Below are 15779 nucleotides of genomic sequence, written 5' to 3'. Positions count from 1 at the left end.
TGCACGCGCGCGTGCCTGACATAGCCTCCATGGCATGACTGCTGAGGTGTGGCTTCCCATAGCGCCGGAGGAGATCGAGGGGCTTCCCGAGGGGCCCCGGTACCTGTTCTGGGACGGCGCAGAGGAGTTCCCGGCCGACCCGGCCGACTGCTCCTTCTACGTCGTGCCCTACATGAAGCCCGCCGGGATCGGTGTGCGCCCGCTGCCGGAGATGACCTCCGTCGAGGTCGTACAGACGCTGTCGGCCGGAACCGACCATGTGCAGCCGGGCCTGCGCCACCTGCGCCCGGGCGTGCGGCTGTGCAACGCGCGCGGGGTGCACGAGGCGAGCACCGCCGAGCTGACGCTCACCCTGGTCCTCGCCTCCCTGCGCGGCATCCCGGACTTCGTACGGGCCCAGGACCGCGGCCAGTGGCTCGGCGGGTTCCGGCCGGCCCTCGCCGACAAGTCCGTTCTCATCGTCGGCTACGGCTCCATCGGCGCCGCCATCGAAGACCGGCTCGCGCCGTTTGAGCTCGCGCGGGTGGCGCGCGTCGCGCGCTCTGAGCGCACCACGGCGCGCGGTCCGGTGCATCCGCTCACCGAATTGCCTTCTCTGCTTCCACACGCCGATGTCGTGATCCTTTCCACGCCCTTGACGCAGGAGACGCGGGGCCTGGCGGACGCCGAATTCCTGGCGCGGATGAAGGACGGGGCCCTGCTCGTGAACGTGGCCCGCGGCCCCGTCGTGGACACCAAGGCGCTGCTCGCGGAGCTGGAGAGCGGCCGCATCACCGCGGCCCTGGACGTCACCGATCCCGAGCCGCTGCCGCCCGGACACCCGCTCTGGCAGGCCCCCGGCGTGCTCATCAGCCCCCATGTGGGCGGGCCCACCTCCGCCTTCCTGCCGCGCGCCAAGAGCCTTCTCGCCGACCAGCTGACCCGTTTTGTGAACCACGAGCCCCTGCGGAACGTGGTCCTGACGACAGGGGCGTAATCCGGTTCCGGCACCCTGCGCAACCCTCCGGACGCGCCCCGTACCCGCATCGCCGCTGGTCGTCACGGAGCGTAGAGAAGCTATGTCCCTGAGTGACGATCCTGGTGTATCGTCCCGACAGGGGCTGCGCCGCCTACCGTTCGGCGCCGGGGATGGACATTTCAGATCTGTGAGGGGGGCGACGGGCGATGCACGGCCTATGGACGAACGATCCGACGCGGCGGAGCCGCCGACGGCGACCCTGGCGCACGGCCGCGCGCAGACGCGGCCACCACACCAGCCACCAGCAGCGCAGGCCCAACGGCCGCAGGAGGCATGCGCACCCGGCGCACCGGGACCGTCGGGACCCGGGAGCGGCGCTGACCGGGAGGCCCCGGTGAGCGCGCCGCCCTCGGTGAGGACCGCCCTGGACGCGGCGGTGCGCGCACCGCATCCGCAGCAGGCGGCGCCGTCCCGCCGGACGGCCGCCGCTGAACGCACCCGCACGAGGGAGCAACTCGTTCTCGCCCTGGTCTGCGCGGCCTACGCCGTCGGGGCCGCCTTCGACTGGGGCACGGACGAACTGGCGCTGATCATGGGCGACTTCGGGCTGGCCGCCGCGGCGGGCACCGCGGCCGTCTCCTGCTTCCTGTACGCCCGCAATCCGCGCGTCCGCTTCCGCTCGGCCTGGCTGCTGTTCGCCCTCTCCTCGGCGATGGCGGCCCTCGGCAACGCGGTCTGGGGGTGGTACGAGGTCGTCCTCGGCCGGCCGGTGCCCAGCCCCTCCTACGCGGACCTGTTCTTCCTGTGCTTCGCGCCGCCGGCCATCGTGGGCCTGCTGGTGCTCGCCAAGCGGCCGGTGACCAAGGCCGGCTGGATCTGCCTGGCGCTGGACGCCTGGCTGATCGGCGGCTCGCTGCTCACGCTCTCCTGGAGCCTGGCGCTCGCCCAGGCGGCCCGGTTCGACGGACCGAGCGTGGCGCACACCGCGCTGTCGCTGGCGTACCCGCTGCTCGACATCGCGCTCGTCAGCATGGTCCTCGCGCTGCACTTCCGCCGTACCCCGGGCAACCGCACAGCCGTGAACACGGCGATCGGAGCGCTCGCGCTGACCGTGATGTGCGACGCGCTGTTCACCTCGCCGCTGCTGCACAGCAGCTACCACTCCGGTCAGCTGCTGGACGCCGGCTGGTTCGCCGGTTCGCTGCTGCTCGCCTACGCCCCCTGGGCCGCGCCCCGCCGCAAGGGAGCCCGGGAGGCGCACGTACCGGACGGGCACACGCGCGTGGTCCACGAACACGTGCCCGGACAGCGCGGCACGAGCCACCACCATGTGTCCGCACCCGCCCCCGGAGGTGATCACAGCCGGTATCCGGCCGGCCGGCCGCTCACCGGCTCCCTGGCCGCCCTCACCCCGTACCTCGCCGCCGCCGTGTGCACCCTGGGCATCCTGTACAACGTCCTCAACGGGCGCCGACCCGACCATGTCGTGCTGATCACCGCGGGCGCCGTCGTGCTCGCGCTCGTCATCCGGCAGGGCATCATGCTGCTGGACAACATCACCCTGACCCAGGAACTGGCGCAGAAGGAGAACCACTTCCGCTCACTGGTGCAGGGGTCCAGCGACGTGATCATGATCGCCGCGCCCAACGGCATCCTGCGGTACGTCTCCCCGGCCGCCGCCGGGGTCTACGGCCGCCCGGCCGAGGACCTGGTGGGCACGGAACTGGCCGCCCTCATCCACCCGGAGGACCTGGGCTGCGTGGTGCACGAGGTGCGCCGCTTCCTCGCCGCCGACCCCCTGGAGGAACCCACCACCCGCATCGAGTGCCGCTTCCGGTCCGGCGGTGGGGGCACCTCCCGCTCGAGCGCAGCCGAGAGCGGGGGAGGCTGGCTCAACGTCGAGTCGACCGTCAACCGCCACCACGGCGGCCTGATCTTCAACAGCCGGGACGTGACCGAGCGCGTCCGCCTGCAGGCGCAGCTGCAGCACAACGCCGAGCACGACCCGCTGACCGACCTGCCCAACCGCGCGCTGTTCACCCGGCGCGTCCAGCAGGCCCTGTCCGGCCGCCGCGCCACCGACCGGGGCGCCGCCCTGCTGGGCACGGCCGTGCTCTTCATCGACCTGGACGGCTTCAAGGCCGTCAACGACACGATCGGGCACCAGGCCGGGGACGAACTGCTCGTCCAGGCCGCCCGCAGGCTCCAGGACGCGGTCCGGCAGGGGGACACCGCGGCCCGGCTGGGCGGCGACGAGTTCGCGGCCCTGATCGCCGGGGACGGAGCCCGTGAGCGTGCCGCCCGGGAGCGGAACATCCTGGAGCTCGCCGACCGCCTCAGGGTGACCCTCTCCCAGCCGTACGCCATCGACGGCAGCGACGTGCGGGTCAACGCCTCCATCGGCGTCGCCTTCGCCGAACAGGGCCTCGGCGCGGGTGAGTTGCTGCGCAACGCCGATCTCGCGATGTACCGCGCGAAGGCGGCCGGAAAGGGCCGGGTCGAGCTGTACAAGCCGCAGATGCAGCAGGACGTCGTACGCAAGGCGGAGCTGGCCACCCGGCTGCGTGCCGCGCTGCACGACGGCGAGTTCGCCCTGCTGCACCAGCCGGTGGTGTGCCTTTCGGGCGGCCGGATCACGGCGGTCTCGGCGCAGGCGCGCTGGCGCTCCTCCCAGGGGGTGCTGTTCACCCCGGCCGAGTTCCTGCGGGTGGCCGAGGACGGCGACAAGACCGCCGAGCTGGACCGCTGGATCCTGCAGGAGGCCGTCGAGCAGGCCGCCGAGCGGGCCGCCGCCGGCATCGTCGTCCCGGTGACCGTACGGGCGAGCGCCCGGCGACTGCTGGACCGCTCGATGCCGGTCGGTTCCGTGGAGGCGCTGCTGACCCGGCACGGGCTGCCGCCCGGCGCACTGGTTCTGGAGCTGTCCGACACCGATCCGCGGGTCTCGCTGGACGAGCTGGAGCGGCGGCTGAGCGCGCTCAGCCGGCTCGGGGTGCGGATCGCACTGGACGGCTTCGGCAGCGGCTACGCGGCCATCACCGCTCTCAGAAGGCTGCCCGTGGACATCCTGAAGCTCGACCGCAGCCTGGTCGAGGGCGTCGTGGAGTCCACGCGGCTGCACAAGATCACCAGCGGTCTGCTGCGGATCGCCGGCGATCTCGGGCTGCAGTCGGTGGCCGAGGGCGTGGACCTGCCGGAGCAGGTCGTCGCACTGCGCGCGATGGGCTGCACGCACGGGCAGGGCATGGCCTTCGCGGGGCCGCTGGACGAGTACCGGCTGCGCCGGGCACTCGGATCCGGCCACTACCCGGTGCCGCACGCACCGGCCGAACCGGCGTTCGCCGGGAGTGTGAGCGAGCCGAAGGGGCGCTCAGGGGTGTACACAGGGGGTGTTACGGCTGTCTTCGGAGGTGGCAGTGTCCATCGCTCACATTCTGAGACTCCCGTCCCACCCACTTGACACGTGGTGCGCGTCGGGGGGAGGGTCAGTGCCATGCGCACCCGAATTCTCGTACTTGGACAGCGCGTCGGCTGAGCTGGGACCCACCGGAGGACGATCCGGAAACCCCAGCGACCTCACCGGCGCGCTCCCCTCGCTTGCCTCGCGGCACGAGGGGTTTTTTGTTGCACGAGTGCCTTTCGTGCACCGCGTGAACTCCGTACAAACCTCGCAAAAACCCTCAGCATCGAGAAGAGAATGCCGATGACCGAGCAGGCCACCGGGGCCCATCCGCAGCCGCGGCCCCGATCCGGAGGACAGCAGTCCGCCCCCGTCGAGCACGTCACGGGTGCGCAGTCCCTCATCCGCTCCCTCGAGGAGGTCGGCGCTGACACGGTATTCGGCATTCCCGGCGGCGCGATCCTGCCGGCGTACGACCCCCTGATGGACTCGACGCGGGTCCGTCACGTGCTGGTCCGCCACGAGCAGGGCGCCGGCCACGCGGCCACCGGCTACGCACAGGCCACCGGCAAGGTCGGCGTCTGCATGGCCACGAGCGGCCCCGGTGCCACCAACCTGGTCACGCCGATCGCCGACGCCCACATGGACTCCGTCCCGCTCGTCGCGATCACCGGCCAGGTGGCATCCAAGGCGATCGGCACCGACGCCTTCCAGGAGGCGGACATCGTCGGCATCACCATGCCGATCACCAAGCACAACTTCCTCGTCACCAAGGCCGAGGACATCCCGCGGATCATCGCGCAGGCGTTCCACATCGCCTCCACCGGCCGCCCCGGCCCGGTCCTGGTCGACATCGCCAAGGACGCCCTCCAGGCGAAGACCACCTTCACCTGGCCCCCCACCATGGACCTGCCCGGCTACCGCCCGGTGACCAAGCCGCACGCCAAGCAGATCCGCGAGGCCGCCAAGCTGATCACCTCCGCCAGGCGGCCCGTCCTCTACGTCGGCGGCGGCGTCATCAAGGCGCACGCCACCGCCGAGCTGAAGGTTCTCGCCGAACTCACCGGAGCGCCCGTCACCACCACCCTGATGGCGCTCGGCGCGTTCCCCGACAGCCACCCGCTGCACGTGGGAATGCCGGGCATGCACGGTGCGGTCACCGCCGTCACCGCGCTGCAGAAGGCCGACCTGATCGTCGCCCTCGGTGCCCGCTTCGACGACCGGGTCACCGGCAAGCTGGACAGCTTCGCCCCGTACGCCAAGATCGTCCACGCCGACATCGACCCGGCCGAGATCGGCAAGAACCGCGCCGCGGACGTGCCGATCGTCGGTGACGCCCGCGAGGTCATCGCCGACCTGGTCCAGGCCGTGCAGAAGGAGCACAGCGAGGGCCACAAGGGCGACTACACCGCCTGGTGGAGCGACCTGAGCCGCTGGCGCGACACCTACCCGCTCGGCTACGACCAGCCCGACGACGGCTCGCTCTCCCCGCAGCAGGTCATCGAGCGCATCGGCCAACTCGCGCCCGAGGGCACGATCTTCGCCGCGGGCGTCGGCCAGCACCAGATGTGGGCCGCGCACTTCATCCAGTACGACAAGCCCGCCACCTGGCTGAACTCCGGGGGCGCCGGAACCATGGGCTACGCGGTCCCGGCCGCCATGGGCGCCAAGGCCGGGCAGCCGGACCGCGCGGTCTGGGCGATCGACGGCGACGGCTGCTTCCAGATGACCAATCAGGAACTGACCACCTGCGCCCTGAACAACATCCCGATCAAGGTCGCCATCATCAACAACGGCGCCCTCGGAATGGTCCGCCAGTGGCAGACCCTGTTCTACAACCAGCGCTACTCCAACACCGTGCTGCACAGCGGCCCCGACGACATCAACCCGGAGGCCAAGGGCACGCGCGTGCCGGACTTCGTGAAGCTGTCCGAGGCGATGGGCTGTGTGGGTCTGCGCTGTGAGCGCCCGGAGGACCTGGACAAGGTCATCGAAGAGGCGAACTCCATCAACGACCGCCCGGTCGTCATCGACTTCATCGTCCACGAGGACGCGATGGTCTGGCCGATGGTCGCCGCCGGCACCTCCAACGACGAGATCATGGCCGCCCGGGACGTCCGCCCCGACTTCGGCGACAACGAAGACGACTGAGCGAGAGAGACGAAGAAGACCATGTCCAAGCACACGCTCTCCGTCCTGGTGGAGAACACGCCGGGCATCCTCGCCCGGATCGCCGCCCTGTTCTCCCGCCGCGGCTTCAACATCGACTCGCTCGCGGTCGGCGTCACCGAACACCCCGACATCTCCCGCATCACCATCGTGGTCGGTGTCGAGGACCTGCCCCTGGAGCAGGTGACCAAGCAGCTCAACAAGCTCGTCAACGTGCTGAAGATCGTCGAGCTGGAGCCCGGTCAGGCCGTGCAGCGCGAACTCGTCCTGGTGAAGGTCCGCGCCGACAACGAGACCCGCTCCCAGATCGTCGAGATCGTCCAGCTGTTCCGCGCCAAGACCGTCGACGTCTCCCCGGAGGCCGTCACCATCGAGGCCACCGGATCCAGCGAGAAGCTGTCCGCCATGCTCAAGATGCTGGAGCCGTTCGGCATCAAGGAGCTGGTGCAGTCCGGCACGATCGCGATCGGCCGCGGCGCCCGTTCGATCACGGACCGCTCGCTGCGCGCCCTCGACCGATCCGCGTAAAGCTGAAGTACGGCTGAAACCGGGCGGTCGGCGACACGCCGTCCGCCCGGATGCCGAGACCCCGAGACTTCCCTTCCCCTCACCGTCATACGGTGGGACGCACAACCTGCACACCAAGGAGAGAACCCAAAGTGGCCGAGCTGTTCTACGACGCTGACGCCGACCTGTCCATCATCCAGGGCCGCAAGGTCGCGGTCATCGGCTACGGCAGCCAGGGCCACGCCCACGCGCTGTCGCTGCGTGACTCCGGTGTCGACGTGCGTGTCGGTCTGCACGAGGGCTCCAAGTCCAAGGCCAAGGCCGAGGAGCAGGGCCTGCGCGTGGTGACGCCGTCCGAGGCCGCCGCCGAGGCCGACGTCATCATGATCCTGGTGCCGGACCCGATCCAGGCCCAGGTCTACGAGGAGTCCATCGCCCCGAACCTGAAGGACGGCGACGCGCTGTTCTTCGGCCACGGCTTCAACATCCGCTTCGGCTTCATCAAGCCCCCGGCCGGCGTGGACGTCTGCATGGTCGCCCCGAAGGGCCCGGGCCACCTGGTGCGCCGTCAGTACGAGGAGGGCCGCGGCGTTCCGTGCATCGCCGCCGTCGAGCAGGACGCCTCCGGCAACGCCTTCTCGCTGGCCCTGTCGTACGCCAAGGGCATCGGCGGCACCCGCGCCGGCGTCATCAAGACGACCTTCACCGAGGAGACCGAGACCGACCTGTTCGGTGAGCAGGCCGTCCTCTGCGGTGGTACGGCCGCGCTGGTCAAGGCGGGCTTCGAGACCCTGACCGAGGCCGGCTACCAGCCGGAGATCGCCTACTTCGAGTGCCTGCACGAGCTGAAGCTGATCGTGGACCTCATGTACGAGGGCGGCCTGGAGAAGATGCGCTGGTCCATCTCCGAGACCGCCGAGTGGGGCGACTACGTCACCGGCCCGCGGATCATCACCGACGCCACCAAGGCCGAGATGAAGAAGGTCCTCGCCGAGATCCAGGACGGCTCCTTCGCCCAGAACTGGATGGACGAGTACCACGGCGGTCTGAAGAAGTACAACGAGTACAAGAAGCAGGACTCCGAGCACCTGCTGGAGACCACGGGCAAGCAGCTGCGCAAGCTGATGAGCTGGGTGAACGAGGAGGCGTAAGCCTCACGCCAGGGGGCCGGGGCAGACTGCTCCGGCCCCCTCTTCCCTCTGTTGTCCACCCCGTCCAGCCCCGGACGGGTGATCCTTCCGTGGAGGCGCAAGATGCCCTGCGCCACGCCACTAGACTGCTGCACAACACGCGTCAGGCCCACAGCGTCGTGCGTCTTCCGCGGCTAGCCCCCCTCCTCCGCCTGCGGCCGTCGGGACGGCCGTCCGCATGCTCTGGACTTGTGAGGACCTCACGTGAGCTCGAAACCCGTCGTACTCATCGCTGAAGAGCTGTCGCCCGCGACCGTGGACGCACTCGGCCCGGACTTCGAGATCCGGCACGCCAACGGAGCCGACCGAGCCGAACTGCTCCCGGCCATCGCCGACGTCGACGCGATCCTGATCCGTTCCGCCACCAAGGTCGACGCCGAGGCCATCGCCGCGGCGAAGAAGCTCAAGGTCGTCGCCCGCGCCGGCGTCGGCCTGGACAACGTCGACGTCTCCGCCGCCACCAAGGCCGGCGTGATGGTCGTCAACGCCCCGACCTCCAACATCGTGACCGCCGCCGAGCTGGCCTGCGGTCTGATCCTCGCCTCCGCCCGCAACATCCCGCAGGCCAACGCCGCGCTGAAGAACGGCGAGTGGAAGCGCAGCAAGTACACGGGCGTCGAGCTGGCCGAGAAGACCCTCGGTGTCGTCGGCCTCGGCCGCATCGGCGCCCTGGTCGCCCAGCGCATGTCCGCCTTCGGCATGAAGGTCGTCGCCTACGACCCCTACGTCCAGCCCGCGCGGGCCGCGCAGATGGGCGTGAAGGTCCTCTCCCTGGACGAGCTGCTGGAGGTCTCCGACTTCATCACCGTCCACCTGCCCAAGACCCCCGAGACCCTCGGCCTCATCGGCGACGAGGCGCTGCGCAAGGTCAAGCCGAGCGTGCGCATCGTCAACGCCGCGCGCGGCGGCATCGTGGACGAGACGGCCCTGTACTCGGCGCTGAAGGAGGGCCGCGTCGCCGGCGCCGGCCTCGACGTGTACGCCAAGGAGCCCTGCACCGACTCCCCGCTGTTCGAGCTGGACCAGGTCGTCTGCACCCCGCACCTCGGCGCCTCCACCGACGAGGCCCAGGAGAAGGCGGGCATCGCGGTCGCCAAGTCCGTCCGTCTCGCCCTCGCCGGCGAGCTGGTGCCGGACGCGGTGAACGTCCAGGGCGGTGTCATCGCCGAGGACGTCAAGCCGGGTCTGCCGCTCGCCGAGCGCCTCGGCCGGATCTTCACCGCGCTCGCCGGTGAGGTCGCGCACCGCCTCGACGTCGAGGTCTACGGCGAGATCACCCAGCACGACGTGAAGGTGCTGGAGCTGTCCGCGCTCAAGGGCGTCTTCGAGGACGTCGTCGACGAGACGGTGAGTTACGTCAACGCGCCGCTGTTCGCGCAGGAGCGCGGCGTCGAGGTCCGGCTGACCACCAGCTCCGAGTCGCCCGAGCACCGCAACGTCGTCACCGTGCGCGGCACGCTCGCGGACGGTGAGGAGGTGTCGGTCTCCGGCACGCTGGCCGGTCCGAAGCACGTCCAGAAGATCGTCGCGGTCGGCGACTACGACGTCGACCTCGCCCTCGCCGACCACATGCTCGTCCTGCGCTACGAGGACCGCCCCGGTGTCGTCGGCACCGTCGGCCGCATCCTCGGCGAGGCGGGCATCAACATCGCCGGCATGCAGGTCGCCCGCGCGGCCGCCGGCGGTGAGGCGCTGGCCGTGCTCACCGTCGACGACACGGTGTCCGCCGGTGTGCTGGCCGAGGTGGCCTCGGAGATCGGTGCGACGTCCGCCCGCTCGGTGAACCTCGTCTGACACATGCGCGAACGCCGGACGGGCTGACGAAGAGTCAGCCCGTCCGGCGTTTTCCTTTTCCTAGTCGTCGCCGACCTCGATCTTCCGCAGGCTCACCGCCGCCCCCACCGCCGCCAGCGCCACCAGCACCGCGCCGGCGATCGCCGCGCCCTGCATCCCGCTGGTGAAGGCCTCGCGGGCCGTGGTGAGCAGGGACTGACCGGCCGCGCCGGGCAGCCGGGCGGCCGTGGCGAGGGCGTCGCCCAGGGTCTCGCGGGCCGCGGCCGGGGCGGTGGCCGGCATCTCGTGGCGGTAGACCGCCGTACCGATCGAGCCCAGGACCGCCATGCCGAGCGCGCCGCCGAACTCCGCGCTGGTCTCCAGCAGGGAGGAGGCCGTACCCGCCCGCTCCACCGGGGCGCCGCTCATGGCCAGGTCGGTCAGCTGGGAGACGATCGCGACCATCCCGCAGGCGAGGACGCCGGCCCCGGCGAGCGCCAGCCACAGCGAGTCGGTGCCGACGAGGGCGAGCATCGAGTAACCGGCCGCCATGGCCGCGAAGCCGCCGGCGACGACGTACCCCCGGTTGACGCCCCGCTGGACGAGCTGTGCGGTGACCGGACCGGCGACGCCGATGAACACCGAGGGCAGCAGGCTCCACAGGGCCGCCGACAGCGGGCTCTTGCCGAGGACCGACTGCAGGTACTGCGTGGTGAAGATGGCCGAGCCCATCATGGCGAGGGCGGCGACGAGGTTCAGGACGAGCGCCGGGGTGAAGCCGCGGCCCTTCAGCAGGGCCGGCGGGATCAGCGGGGAGGCGCTGGTGCGCTGGCGGTGGACGAACAGGGCCGCGAAGAGCAGGCCGACGGCGATCGAGACGACGTAGAGCGGGTGCCAGCCCTCGGAGGGGATCTCCTTCAGGCCGTAGATCACGGGGAGCACGGCGGCCATCGACAGCGGCACGCTCAGCCAGTCGAAACGGCCGGGGTTCGGGTCCCTGGACTCCGGCAGCAGCACCGGGCCGAGGAGCAGGAGCAGGGCCATCGCGGGCAGGTTGACCAGGAAGACCGAGCCCCACCAGAAGTGCTCGACCAGGATGCCGCTCATCACCGAGCCCAGCGCGATGCCGCCGGTCATGACGCCGGACCACATTCCGATCGCCTTCGCGCGCTGAGCGGGGTCGGTGAACATCGTGCGCAGCAGCGCCATCGTGGACGGCATCAGGGTCGCACCGCCGAGACCGAGGACCGCGCGGGCCGCGATCAGGGTCTCGGCGCTGTCCGCGTAGGCCGCGAGCAGTGAGGCTGCGCCGAAGGCCGCGGCGCCCGTCAGGAGGAGCCTGCGGCGGCCGATGCGGTCGCCGAGGGAGCCCATGGTCATCAGCAGGCCGGCCAGGACGAAGCCGTAGACGTCGAAGATCCACAGCTGCTGGGTGCCGCTCGGGTGCAGGTCGGCGCTGATCGCGGGGGTCGCGAAGTACAGGACCGAGACGTCCATCGAGACCAGCAGCAGCGGCAGCATCAGCACGCCGAGAGCGGTCCACTCACGGCGCCCGGCGCGGGCGGGGACGGCGCTTCCGGCGCCTGCGGAGGTGGTTGTGCCCGTCGAGTTCGTCATGCCGATGACTGTACGGGCGTCTTAAACGCTTGTCTAGAACGATTGTATAAGTCATCTGTCTAGGACGTCCGTATGGACCGGCGGTAGGGTGGCGGGCATGGGACACCGTGAGGATCTGCTCGAAGGCGCCAAGCGCTGCCTGCTGGAGAAGGGGTTCCTGCGTACGACCGCGCGGGACGTCGTCAAGGAGTCGGGGACCAACCTGGCGTCCATCGGCTACCACTACGGGTCGAAGGACGCGCTGCTGGTGCAGGCGTACATCTCGCTGATCGAGGGCGTGGGGGAGCGCTTCGATCCCAGCCTCGGCGGGAAGGTGACACAGCCCCCCGGGTCCCTGGAGCGCTTCCAGGAGGTGTGGACGAGCATCATCCGTACGGTGCCCGAGTCACGGGCGATCTGGCTGCTGAGCTTCGAGCTCATGTTCCAGGACGACGACCGGATCACGGAGGTGCGCAAGCTGCTGGCCGAGGCGCAGAAGGAGGGGCGCTCGGGGCTGGTGTCCCTGTTCAGCGGCATCCCGGAGGCCGACCTCGGCGAGGAGGCCACCGAAACCGAGGGCCGCTTCTACCTGACCCTCCTCAACGGCCTCATGGTCCAGTGGCTCTTCGACCCGGACTCGGCCACCTCCGCGGAGCAGCTCACCGAGGGTCTCCGGCGGATCGTCGCGGGGACCAGGGCGGGCTGATCCGGCCCTCCCGTATGTGCGCAACCGCCGACCGCTGCGCCGGCGCGCGGATTGCGGCCGCCCGACGGGCAGGAGAGATTGGCCGCATGCGTGACGCCGAGGTGGCGGTGCTGATCGTCGGCGCCGGACCGGTGGGGCTCACCGCGCGGGCGCTGCTGGAGCGCTGGGGCGTGTCCGCCCTGCTGGTCGAGCGGCACCCCGAGCTGTCGCCGTTTCCCCGGTCCCGGCTCGTCAACGTGCGCTCGATGGAGATCTTCCGCGGGCTCGGGCTCGCCGGCCGGATCACGGCCCGCGCCTTCGCGCCGCGTTACGGGCGGGTCCGCTTCCGTGACACCCTGAGCGGCGCCGACTTCGCCTCGGCGGCGATGGCCGGGGTGCACGCGCCGGTGCCGGAGAGCCCCGCGCTCGGCGTGTGCACCTCGCAGGACCGGCTGGAACCGGTGCTGCTCGCCGCGGCGGACGCACCGGTGCGGTTCGGTGTCGAACTCGTCGGCCTGACCGAGGGGTTCGGAGGTGTCGTAGCCCGGCTCGCCGATCGCCGCACCGGAGCCGAGGAGCGGATCCGGGCCCGGTACGTGCTCGCCGCCGACGGCGCGCACTCCACCGTCCGGGACCTGCTGGGCATCGGCACCGCCGGCCCCGGTGCGCTGGGCGGCGTCACCACCGTCGTCTTCGACGCCGACCTCGACCGCTGGTGCGCCGACCGGCCCGCCGGGGTCTACTTCACCGCGCACGGGTCCTTCATGCCGCTCTATCCCGAAGAGGGCTGGGCCTGGTTCGGCACCACGCCGGAGGACGCCGACGGCACCGACTGGGGCGGCCTCGTCGCGGCGGCCTTCGGTCCCGGCACCGACGTACGGCCCGAGGTGCTGCGCGTCCAGCACTGGGTGATGGAGGCAGGCGTCGCCGAACGCCTCCGGCACGGCCGGGTCCTGCTGGCCGGCGATGCCGCGCACGCCGTCCCCGTCGTCGGTGGCCTGGGCATGAACGCCGGCGTGGCCGACGCGCACAACCTCGCCTGGAAACTGGCGGGCGTGCTCCAGGGCTGGGCCGGACCCGGCCTGCTCGACACCTACGAGGCCGAACGGCACCCCGTCGCCCGCGAGACCCTCCGCCAGGCGGTGGCCAACGCCCGGCTGCTGCGCGAGGTGCAGGACCGCCGGCGCGCACAGCTGCGGGCGGGGGACGTGGTGCCGGGCCAGGTCCAACTGCCCTGGACGGACCGGTACTTCGCACAACTGGGCCTGGTGCTCGGCGTCGCCTACCGCTCAGCCGCCGTCCTCGCGGCCCCCGACGCCCTGCCCGAGCCACCGGAGCCCGGCACGGACTACACGCCCACCGTGCGGCCGGGCCACCGCATGCCCCACCTCCGGCTCACCGGCGACCGCTCGACCCTCGACACCCTCGGCACCTGGTTCACCCTGCTCACCCCGGACCCCACGGCCTGGGCGGCCCCCACCGCCGTACCCGTGCCGCTGCACATCGAGCCCCTGGCCCGCGAGCACACCGAGTCGTACGCGCTCGGCTCGCACGGCGCGCTCCTCGTCCGCCCGGACGGCCACATCGCCGCCCACTGGCCCGACGGCCCGCACACTCCGGGCACCCTCACGGAGGCCCTCACCGCGCTCACGGGTGCGCGTGACCGTGCCGCGAGGTTCGAGACGGAGGACGAGTAAGGCGCTCGGTACGGCCCGGCGCTACAGCCGCGCCCGCTTCAGCGCCATGTGCAGCAGCAGCCGGTCCTCGCCGTCGTCCAGGTCCAGGCCGGTCAGCTGCTCGACCCGGGAGAGGCGGTAGTACAGGGTCTGCCGGTGGATGCCCAGTTCGGCGGCCGTACGGCCGGCCTGGCCCGCGCAGTCGAGGTAGACCTCGGCGGTGCGGGCCAGTTCCCGGTGGGCGGGGAAGAGGAGCGGGCCGACCACGGGATCGTGCGCGGCCTGCGGCGGCAGCGCGGTCAGCAGCCGGTACGGCCCGATCCGCGCCCACTGCGCGACCGGCCCGAACCGCGGCTCGGCCAGCGCGGCGCGCGTGGCGGCGACGGCCTCCTGCCAGACCGCGCCCAGCTCGGCGAGGCCGCTCCGTGGATCACCGACCCCGGCGGCGCATCCGGCGCCCCCGGCCGCTCCGGAGGGTCCCGCGGCCGCCGCAGCCGCCCGCGCCCCGGCCCCCCGCGCCACGCCACCCACCGCCGCCACCCCGGCTCCCGTCCCGGTCCCGGCCCCGCGTGTCCCTCGTCCCGCCGCCAGCCCCGCCTCTCTCCCCGCCCCGGACCCGGCGCCCCGCGCCGTTCCTCCCGCAGCACCGGTCCCCTGCCCTGCTCCTCCTGCTGTCCCGGACCCGCGCCCCGTTCCGGTCCCGGTGCGCTCCGCACCTCCTGCCCCGCCGGCAACACCTGCCCCGCGGCCCGTTCCTCCCGCAGCACCGGTCCCCTGCCCTGCTCCTCCTGCTGTCCCGGACCCGCGTCCCGCTCCGGTCCCGGTGCGGTCCGCACCTCCTGACCCGCGCGCCGTTCCTCCCGCGGTCCCGGCTCCCCGAGCCGCTCCCTCCGGAGCACCGCGACCGCCCTCGGCGTCCTTCAGCAACCGTGTGGCCGCCGTCAGTGCAGGGGTGGTCACCTCGGTGGTCCGCAGGCGTACCAGTAGCGCGAGGGTCTGCTGCGACGTGCCCCAGGGGAGGGTGCACAGGGCGAGGGCGTGGGGGATCGTGCGGGCGGCGGGGGCGTCGTCGGGGTCGGCCGAGGGCCAGGGGGCCACGCAGACGAGGGTGAGCGGGCCGTCGGCGCGGGGGCCGAGCGCGGTGCGCAGTTCCGCCACGGCCATGTCCTGCTGCCAGCCGCGCTCGGCGGTGAGCACCGCCCGCAGCTCCCGGCTCAGCCCGGCCCCGGCCTCCGCCTCGTCCGCGAGCAGCGCGCCGATCCGGCCCGCCACCGCCATCGCGGCGGTCAGCTGGGCGTCCGTCGGCCCGGGATCGCCGTCCAGGAGCCAGACGTAGCCGAGGACGACGCCCCGATGGCGTACCGGGAGGCAGATGCGGCCGCGGTACACGCCCGCCTCCGGACTCGGCGGGATCCGTACCGGGCCGGTCGCGCGGGTGATGCCGAAGCCCTCGAACCACGACCGGACCGTGGCCGTGGAGCGCCGGGTCAGGATCGAGCGGGTGCGCACCGGGTCGAGCGCGGAGGGATCCAGGTCGCCCTCGCTGTCGTACGCCCCGAAGGCGATCAGCTCGAAGTCGCGGTTCTCCAGGGTCGCCGGGACCCCGAGCAGCTCCGAGATCTCGTCCACCAGCTCCTGGTAGTCGCCCTTGAACGCCTTGAAATCCGCCGCCACTCGGGCATTCTCCCTCATTTTCCGGCGGCCTTCATACACTTGTCTGAGATCCCGTGCACGGATGCGTGACAGCTGTCGATGGCCCACGATCGGAGAGATCCTTAGGTTTCACGGTGGTTCTCCGTGCCGTACCCGAATCGTTGGGTCATGG

10 protein-coding genes are annotated in these 15779 nt (G+C 71.7%); 8 read left to right on the top strand and 2 right to left on the bottom strand.

What is annotated here, in order from left to right:
* Positions 1–34: 34 nt before the first annotated feature.
* The 6 genes from LMU33_RS35790 to serA all read left to right on the top strand — a co-directional run bounded on the left by LMU33_RS35790 (position 35) and on the right by serA (position 10018).
* Positions 35–976, top strand: a complete 942-nt coding sequence (locus tag LMU33_RS35790; protein ID WP_228625331.1) for a 2-hydroxyacid dehydrogenase — start codon at positions 35–37, stop codon at positions 974–976.
* A 376-nt stretch (positions 977–1352) separates the two neighbouring features.
* Positions 1353–4418, top strand: coding sequence for a putative bifunctional diguanylate cyclase/phosphodiesterase (locus tag LMU33_RS35785; protein WP_228625329.1), 3066 nt, complete (start codon positions 1353–1355; stop codon positions 4416–4418).
* A 243-nt stretch (positions 4419–4661) separates the two neighbouring features.
* Positions 4662–6509, top strand: a complete 1848-nt coding sequence (locus LMU33_RS35780) for an acetolactate synthase large subunit (RefSeq protein WP_228625327.1) — start codon at positions 4662–4664, stop codon at positions 6507–6509.
* Positions 6510–6530: 21 nt separating this feature from the next.
* On the top strand, positions 6531–7055 hold the full coding sequence (gene ilvN, locus LMU33_RS35775) for an acetolactate synthase small subunit (RefSeq protein ID WP_055708145.1): 525 nt from the start codon (positions 6531–6533) through the stop codon (positions 7053–7055).
* A 131-nt stretch (positions 7056–7186) separates the two neighbouring features.
* Positions 7187–8185 carry a ketol-acid reductoisomerase gene (ilvC, locus tag LMU33_RS35770; RefSeq protein WP_228625325.1) on the top strand — a complete coding sequence of 333 codons (999 nt, stop codon included), beginning with the start codon at positions 7187–7189 and terminating at the stop codon, positions 8183–8185.
* A gap of 243 nt (positions 8186–8428) precedes the next feature.
* Positions 8429–10018: a phosphoglycerate dehydrogenase gene (gene serA, locus LMU33_RS35765; protein ID WP_228625323.1), complete on the top strand. Its 1590-nt coding sequence runs from the start codon at positions 8429–8431 to the stop codon at positions 10016–10018.
* Positions 10019–10078: 60 nt separating this feature from the next.
* Here serA and LMU33_RS35760 read toward each other — a convergent pair whose 3' ends face one another.
* Entirely contained in the window at positions 10079–11614 is a 1536-nt protein-coding gene (locus LMU33_RS35760; protein ID WP_228625321.1) for an MFS transporter, read from the bottom strand.
* A 97-nt stretch (positions 11615–11711) separates the two neighbouring features.
* Between LMU33_RS35760 and LMU33_RS35755 the strand changes: the two genes are divergently transcribed.
* Together LMU33_RS35755 and LMU33_RS35750 are read left to right on the top strand one after the other, a co-directional pair.
* Positions 11712–12299 carry a TetR/AcrR family transcriptional regulator gene (locus LMU33_RS35755; RefSeq protein ID WP_228625320.1) on the top strand — a complete coding sequence of 196 codons (588 nt, stop codon included), beginning with the start codon at positions 11712–11714 and terminating at the stop codon, positions 12297–12299.
* 86 nt (positions 12300–12385) lie between these two features.
* Entirely contained in the window at positions 12386–13975 is a 1590-nt protein-coding gene (locus tag LMU33_RS35750) for an FAD-dependent monooxygenase (RefSeq protein ID WP_228625318.1), read from the top strand.
* A gap of 21 nt (positions 13976–13996) precedes the next feature.
* On the opposite strand, the gene LMU33_RS35745 is transcribed toward LMU33_RS35750, so the two are convergent.
* Positions 13997–15646 carry a PucR family transcriptional regulator gene (locus LMU33_RS35745; RefSeq protein WP_228625316.1) on the bottom strand — a complete coding sequence of 550 codons (1650 nt, stop codon included), beginning with the start codon at positions 15644–15646 and terminating at the stop codon, positions 13997–13999.
* Positions 15647–15779: the final 133 nt, after the last annotated feature.

Source organism: Streptomyces barringtoniae (genome assembly GCF_020819595.1).
GTDB lineage: Bacteria > Actinomycetota > Actinomycetes > Streptomycetales > Streptomycetaceae > Streptomyces > Streptomyces barringtoniae.
The sequence above is the reverse complement of the archived record's forward strand: the minus strand, read 5'-3'. Positions and strand labels throughout refer to the sequence as shown.

Excerpts from the sequence above, each read along its gene's own strand:
- LMU33_RS35780 (WP_228625327.1), top strand. The coding sequence starts at position 4,662 with ATGACCGAGCAGGCCACCGGGGCCCATCCGCAGCCGCGGCCCCGATCC.
- LMU33_RS35760 (WP_228625321.1), bottom strand. The coding sequence starts at position 11,614 with ATGACGAACTCGACGGGCACAACCACCTCCGCAGGCGCCGGAAGCGCC.
- LMU33_RS35750 (WP_228625318.1), top strand. The coding sequence starts at position 12,386 with ATGCGTGACGCCGAGGTGGCGGTGCTGATCGTCGGCGCCGGACCGGTG.
- LMU33_RS35790 (WP_228625331.1), top strand. The coding sequence starts at position 35 with ATGACTGCTGAGGTGTGGCTTCCCATAGCGCCGGAGGAGATCGAGGGG.
- LMU33_RS35745 (WP_228625316.1), bottom strand. The coding sequence starts at position 15,646 with ATGAGGGAGAATGCCCGAGTGGCGGCGGATTTCAAGGCGTTCAAGGGC.
- LMU33_RS35755 (WP_228625320.1), top strand. The coding sequence starts at position 11,712 with ATGGGACACCGTGAGGATCTGCTCGAAGGCGCCAAGCGCTGCCTGCTG.
- ilvN (WP_055708145.1), top strand. The coding sequence starts at position 6,531 with ATGTCCAAGCACACGCTCTCCGTCCTGGTGGAGAACACGCCGGGCATC.